Raw genomic sequence first — 3,008 nt, 5'->3', positions numbered from 1 at the left:
GTCCAGCGTCCCTCCCTCCGTTGGGCTTACCGACGCAAAAGGTGAATTGACGGCCGATTCTGCGGTAGTAGCCTCAGGCCGCAGATTGGAGGGGAGGCGATGATTGCTGGCGGCAGACCGCAGCACACGGAGCATACGGAGCACCTGGCGCCCAAGCCCCCACACCGTGTGGGTGGACACGCGCCCGGGAAGGACGGGCGACTCGGCGAGACGCCCGCGTTGGGCGGGTTCGGTGCGCACGACGCGACGGTACTGCGCCGAAACCGGATTCCCGCCGCACACGCTGAGCGGGGGGAATTGAGTGCAGCCGAATACCGGAGGATGCGGTGCAACTCCGCTATATAAGCGTTCCGGCGCTGATCGCCGAAGCCCACGGCGATCCGTGGTCGGCCAACCGCAGCATGCAGGCCGGCCGGCCGATACAGATCGCGGAGTTGGCGGAGGCGTTCCACGATGCGGGGCGCTGCACCACCGAGGCCAGCGCCGCGTTCGACGACGCCCGTCGCCGGTTCGAGGCGTCCTGGAACCGCGGGCGCAGCGACCACCCGATCAACGACTCCGCCGAAGTGCAACGCGCCACCCAATCGCTGGGGGTGCAGGCTAACCAACTACCCATGATCGCAGTCGACCTGGAAAACATCGCGGCAGCGCTTGCCGAAGTACAAAAAGCTGGTGCAGTGTCGATTTCGACATTGGAAGCCTGCCTGCAGCAAATCGATGGCGACGTTGGCGAAGCGTTGGAAGCGGAAAGGGCCGGCCATTTGACCGCGGCCGAACGAACGCTTGTCGACCAGCACATCCACGACCTGGAGACCGAAGCGATCATCGCCACGAAATCCACCCTGGGAAAGCTTCAAGCGCTCCTCAGCGACTATTCCGATTACTTGCAGGCATCGTTGACCACGTTGCGGGTCCAGGATGGCTACGACCCCGCGCCGATCCAGGGCCTGGACGCCGACGGTCAGCCGAGCAATGGCGACCAAGACCAACAAGCTGTCGGGCAATACACCTCGACGCAGCGTTCCCTCGACGAAGCGCTCGTCAACGACCCCGCAACCACCGCGGGCGACAAATCCGATGCCGCAGCACGTTTACGCGACTACGCCACGGCGACAAATCCCACCGCCGACACCGAGGCCCGCCGGCTTGCCAGTGAACGCATCGGCGATTTCGCCATGGCACACTTCATCGGCCCCCTTCCGCTGAACCCGATCCTCGGCGGCGACGCCCGGGGTCGTGCACTGATGCGCTTGGGATGGCAGAAGAAGCTCGAACAAGGGTTATCCGTCGCACCGCCGATGGCACCGGATCAGGCCACCCAGATGCTGGACAATGCAGAACAACAGGCTCGCGCTGTCGTGACCGGACTGGCCGTCAAAGGGCTGGAAGCACAAGGGATGTCGCATTCTGGCGCGATGACGGTCGTACGCAATACCTCGCGCGGCATCCCGTGGGCCGACGTCGCGAAACAGCAGGGCCAGATGATGAGCCTCAGCAGCGCTGGCATCAATGGGATGCTCGCTGCCCGGGGCGGGCGGCACGCGGTCGACGCTTTTACTCCAGCTGACGTCGTGGCATTCGAGAAAGTTGCCAAAGCCCTGAATCGGAGTGGGAACCTCACCGAGCTTATTCTGGCGGGCAACGACTGGCGAAACGGCGCGAGTCTCACCACGACGGTTGCTAGAACCACCGGCAGTATCGCCGGTGGCTGGCTTGGCTCGGTGGCTGGTGGCGCCACACTCGGAACCGTCATCGGACCAGAAGGCGCTTTCGCCGGGGCCGTGATTGGAGCGGCCCTGTTTGGGTACGGCGGGGAAAAGGCAGGCGAGGTTATCGGTGGGCTATTGGATAAGTGACGCATCCCAGGCGAGTGCACAAGGCGGCGGCTCCCTATGGTCGGACGCACTGTTCATCGTCGGCGCCGGCGTCGCGTTTGTCACGGTGAGCCTCTCTGCCTTTGCCCGGGATCCCGCAGTTGAGCGCAGGCTGTATTGGTCGGGTTGGCTCATCGCGACGCTGAGCATCTGTTTGGGTATTCTGCCGCGCGGTTGGTCGACCAGCCTGGGCGCCGGCCTTCTGTTCATGTTCGTTGCGGTGCTCTCCGCCTACATGCAAGCGCCGTTGCTCAAGATTGGTGGCCGGATCTTCGCAGTCACGACCAACTGTGAGGAATCGGATCCGTCGGCTAGCGATACCGCACGAGATCCGAGCGCGCCGTCACCGCGGCGCAGCGACCCGATGGCGATCGGACACGTGCCCGCACGCAACCTGTGGTGGATCCTCGCGGCGTCGACGTGCATCGTGTCCGTGGGCGTCTACCTGGCGGGCTGGGCCTGGCAGATGACGCTCGCAACGGTGTTCCTCGCCGTCGTCGGCGCGTTAAACGGCATCGATGACGGGACCCGCAAGTTCCCGATCGCCCGAGGCCAAAACATTCAGGCCTTTGTGGTGGCAGTGGCGTCGATCCTGCTCTGGCTTGCACCGCCGGTTTGTTACTGCCTCGGTTATGTGATCGGACAGCGCTACCCGATGGGACGCGGCAAACACACCGTTCCTCCACCTGTCGCGCGATGAGATGATGTCGCGGCAGGAACGGGCCGACGCCGTGGTCGAAGCAGTACCAGTCGTCAGCGGCCCACCGCTGGCGGGCTTCCACGGGTTGGGGCCAAGCCTCGATGGTGGTCCCGTTCGTCAGTTCGTCGTGCGCGTTCCCTGGGTTGCCGAGACTGCGGTGGCGGTGGCCCAAGGCGAAAAAGCCAGCGCTGAACGCAGTCTCGACGCTACCAGCGCAGACTCGGCACCAGCGGCCACTTAGGCGACCGGATTGCCCCGCACCGCGCGCAGCTGCTCGGCGCCGCGTTCGTCCATTGCGGTGAATTCCGCGGCGGCGTAGTTCGCCTTGGCGCCCACGGCGGCAAGCGCCTCGTACTGCGCATGCAAGTTCTTCACATGCTCGGCGTGGGCCGCGCTCAGCGCCTCGTGAAAGGCATCGGCGGCGGCGAAGTCGC

The 3,008-nt window shown here is 65.0% G+C and carries 3 protein-coding genes; 2 read left to right on the top strand and 1 reads right to left on the bottom strand.

The window, feature by feature from the left end; translation table 11 throughout:
• Positions 1-326 precede the first annotated feature (326 nt).
• Both AC2VOK_RS20495 and AC2VOK_RS20490 read left to right on the top strand, forming a co-directional pair.
• Positions 327-1,856: a putative alpha/beta hydrolase gene (locus AC2VOK_RS20495; protein WP_428902080.1), complete on the top strand. Its 1,530-nt coding sequence runs from the start codon at positions 327-329 to the stop codon at positions 1,854-1,856.
• A complete protein-coding gene (locus tag AC2VOK_RS20490) occupies positions 1,837-2,574 on the top strand; it encodes a hypothetical protein (protein WP_428902079.1) in 738 nt (245 codons plus the stop codon). The genes AC2VOK_RS20495 and AC2VOK_RS20490 overlap by 20 nt, the downstream gene beginning before the upstream one ends.
• A gap of 237 nt (positions 2,575-2,811) precedes the next feature.
• Here AC2VOK_RS20490 and AC2VOK_RS20485 read toward each other — a convergent pair.
• Positions 2,812-3,008 (bottom strand): DUF2563 family protein (locus tag AC2VOK_RS20485; RefSeq protein ID WP_428902078.1); only part of this gene is annotated, 197 nt, incomplete at its 5' end.

The sequence above is a fragment of the Mycobacterium sp. TH-M116 genome, assembly GCF_057473685.1.
Note: the sequence above shows the minus strand (reverse complement) of the source record. Positions and strands in the feature narration are given on the sequence as shown.